Genomic DNA, 3829 nt, shown 5'->3' with positions numbered 1-3829 from the left:
GCCCATGCCGCCGCCCATGCCGCCCATGCGACCACCACCCATGCCGCCGCCATAGCCGCCCATGCCGCCACCCATGCCGCCCATACCACCACCGGCTATACCGCCGAAAGAGTTGCGCAGTACGACTTTAAAGAGGGTTTCTGAACCGGCGTTTCTCAATTCATAATAACGGGTTTCGAGTTTTTCAAAAGATTCCCGGCGAATAACAGAGGGGCGGGTTATCCAGATAAATCCGGGCTGAACCGCATAATCCAGACCGAGCGGGCGCAACAGTGCTTGCAAGGCTTCCGCCAAGGACACGTTTTTCATGTTGATATAGGGCACTCTGCCGTCGGTTTTTTCTCCGTAAATTTCATCGACTTCACTGGTTGCAACAGTTGAACCGGGAACTGCTCCCGGCTGTGGCGCCGGTGCAGCACCAGCCGGCGGGAAGGGAGCAGGCGAGGGAGCACCGGGAATTCCGGGAGGCATCGCGCCGGGACCACCGGGCATTCCGGGGGCTTGTTGCGTGCCGTAGATGGGAGATTCTTTGGGAGGCGGAGCAACAACACGGTTATCGATAACAATATTAACGTCCCAACTGTCTGCGATAAAGTCAACGATTTCACTGATATGAATATCTTCGAACTCAATACTTACCGGTGATTCGAGTATTTGCTCAATGGGACTTTTTTCTTTGCTCTCACTACCCACTTCTTCAATCTCGGGCACAGAAAAACGGACGGGTTTAATACCTCTTGCATCGGCACCTTCAGGAAGTCGTTTTGAACTTTCAATAAAATTGCGGATCCGTTCGCGATCTTCCATAACACCTGCTTCAGATTCGGTAACAGCCTGTTTGTGTGCGCCAATAGTTGCTTTATGCAGCATTTCCTTGGCCTCGCTGTTTTCTGGATCAATCAATAATACGTTGCTATAGATTTCGACTGCCGTAGCATATCTTTCCGCTTCCATATATTGGACGCCGAAACCGAGTAATTCTCTGACACGATCCCGTCGAATTTCGTCTGCGGAAAGATCCATTTTCCCTTCAGTGGCGCGCAGCGCGGCGGGATCCACGGTGAGGAAGGTGGGAGCTGCGTCTGCTGCAGCCGTGACGCCGACGGTTTGTGCGAGTTTAGCATTGGTCTTTTCCTGGAAACTGCGTGCAGATTCTAGGGACGGATCCAGGGCCAAAGCGCGGTTAAATTCGGTCAGTGCTTCTCTATATAAATCTTTCTTATAGAGTTCGACACCGCGCCGCAGATATTCTTCCGCTTCGCTGATGGCGATGACTTGATCACTGACTTGATCAATAACCGTGTTTTCAGATGACGGTGAAAGCGATTCCAAAGGTATCACTTCTACCGTATTTTCCGGGATACTCGCTTGTTGGTTTTCATTTACCCCGGATACTGTCTGCGCCTCAGTAACATCCTGAGCGGCTGAGGAAAAGACAGTGAGGCAGATGCCAACCATCACTCCAAGCAACACCAAATACTGTTTATTCTTTCTGTTCATGACTGCTCTATCCTCCCGCTGTTTGCGGTACATGCTGATTACGGTCACGCCTTTATCGCTTTCTCCGCTTTCTTGTCACTATTTCTTCAACGTAAATTGTCGTGCATATCGTTCAGAATAAATCACGACACTCTCTTCTTCCGCATCAATCGATATTAACTCAAACTCTTCAAACTGCTCGCCCTCTGAGTACCATTTCGTTGTACTCGCCGTGCGCAACTGCGCACGGGGGCGACCACTGACATCCTGTATTTTCAACAACGTGATGTTCAAATCTTCCGGGCGTATCTGTTGGGAATCTCTGGAATCAGTAGTACTCCCGTAATACCAGAATGGGTTGCGCTCATAAAGCGATGTATAGGTTCCCGGCACCCCATCTGTCGGTACCATTGGCGGCCGACTGGGAAGTCCAAGGGATTCTTGGTCTGTTCTGTCGTCCGGCAATTCGGTCAGAGGAATAGGAATCGCCGGCCATGCCGGTGCTTCCGGAACTGAAATAATGCCATAAACACGGTACATGAGTACTAATACCAAAACGATCAGTACCATGCGTTCCTTGTTATTCCAGAACCACAAGCCTATTTTTCTTAATTTATCCATGTGTTACCACATCCAAAAACCAACGTTCAACTATTTTAAAAGACTCTTTAATCACGAAGGTCTGTAAAGTATCACGCGTCTAAACCAACGCCAAAAACTGCCGAGAATACCTTCAGGTGCTTGACGTCGACTGTCTCGTCCGGTTTCCATCGCCGGCGCGGGCATGTCTGTGTCCAAAGCTGTAAGATCAGGTTCATCCTGAGGTCGCCGATAATTCGCTTGGGTCACTAAGCAGAGCACGTCAATCTGCGGCTCCACATTATACCCAATATATGGATAGCTCAACTTGATACCATCCACCGTGAAATATCTGGATTCCTGCGACAACTTTTCAAGAAATCGCACCAGATCTTTTGCAGCAAAAGAAAGATGCAAGCCCACCGTTTGCAATCCGAGCATATTATCATAGCTCTCAGGAATGCGTCTCGGCCACACAACAATATCTTGCACACTGGACGCATTGGACTCGAGCAGCATTGTAGAAAATTTAATGCCGAAGCTGAGTTCTCTGAGGTTTCTCTCGACCTCTGCCCAGGTCACATTGCGTGCGCTCCAATCTTCCTCTTTCGCTACGCCAAATTTGGCTCTTAAATCACCGGGGAAACGATTGTATGCGCCCATACGTTCGTAAACTTTGGCATAGAAATCCGCCAACATTTTGTTGGTCTCTTCCGTGTACCAAAATTTCAACATCCTGCCTTCGGGCGGAATGACTTCCAACTCGTACATATCGCCAAAATTAAAATAGCGGGCGCGTTCTTCCCGAGATTCTTTCCAAGGCTGCATTTGATTCTGCCACTGTTCAATGAGCAGCTCCGGTTGATAGCCATGGAAATTATCTTGAAGTTGCAAAATTGTTTTTTCAAGAGAGTCACAAAGCCGCGCATCTTCTTTATAGCCGTCGAAGATGGCTTTGAAATAAAATTGCCAGGCGCCAAACAAGGCGCCGCCAAATAAAAGAAGGAGGCATACACCGATTATTTGGGCTTTATACTTCACGCTTGACCTCCCTCCCGCGCCTGAATTTCAGGATTAGGCCGATCCTGCGTCCGTCGGAATTTGACTTCAATGGTGAACGTGATCAAATAGGAAGCGCCCGGCTGGATCGCCGTCTTCGATTCTCCACCCGCCGCTTTTGACGCATCATAAAGGGTGTCCATTGCAACACGTTGCCCACTGCCTTCACTAAAGAGGACTTTTTCTGCACTTATATAGGAGCCGTTAGGCAGTTGGCGTGCTGATAGTTCCAAATTCTCAACAAATTCTTTGATCGCCTCGTCAGATTCGGCTAGGCCTTGAACAATAAATCCGTTGGGTATGCGCACCGGCGAACGGTCAACAGCGCTTTCCGCCTGTTGTCCGTCTCCACCCATCATACCGGCTCTCACTCCGATGCCGCCTCTGGGCTGGATTCCTGTGAATCCGGGTGTGGTACGTGCGCCGCCGCCTGCCCCGCCTCCAACCATTCGCATTCTTCGACCGCCGTCATCATCATCTTGGTCTTGTTGCTGCTGGTCACCTTGACCGCCGAAGAAGGTTGACTCTAGAGAAGAGAACCATATGGATTTATTGGTAGGTCTCGCCTCATTTAAAAAGGCGATTTCATCGAGCCAAAAACGGCGTTGGCGACGCGCCCGGTCAAGAACACCGAGCTGCCCTTCCAGCCGCTGTAAATGCTGCTGACGTACATCTAGTTGTCGTTTTAATCCGGATTGGGGCACACTTGATC

At 49.8% G+C, this 3829-nt stretch carries 4 protein-coding genes; all 4 read right to left on the bottom strand.

The genetic code is table 11. From position 1 onward, the window contains the following. Positions 1 to 1500, bottom strand: a 1500-nt coding sequence (locus GX117_14300) for a hypothetical protein (protein NLO34502.1), incomplete at its 3' end; no start/stop codon positions are given. A 78-nt stretch (positions 1501 to 1578) separates the two neighbouring features. Then, positions 1579 to 2100 (bottom strand): hypothetical protein, encoded by a 522-nt coding sequence (locus GX117_14295; GenBank protein ID NLO34501.1) that lies wholly within the window; start codon positions 2098 to 2100, stop codon positions 1579 to 1581. Positions 2101 to 2151: 51 nt separating this feature from the next. Beyond that, positions 2152 to 3099: a hypothetical protein gene (locus GX117_14290; protein NLO34500.1), complete on the bottom strand. Its 948-nt coding sequence runs from the start codon at positions 3097 to 3099 to the stop codon at positions 2152 to 2154. Next, positions 3096 to 3829: hypothetical protein (locus GX117_14285; protein NLO34499.1), on the bottom strand; the 734-nt coding region annotated here is incomplete at its 5' end. The genes GX117_14290 and GX117_14285, both read right to left, overlap by 4 nt.

The sequence above is a fragment of the Candidatus Hydrogenedentota bacterium genome (assembly GCA_012523015.1).
Classification (GTDB): domain Bacteria; phylum Hydrogenedentota; class Hydrogenedentia; order Hydrogenedentales; family CAITNO01; genus JAAYBJ01.
This window is presented reverse-complemented; position numbering and strand designations above follow the sequence as displayed.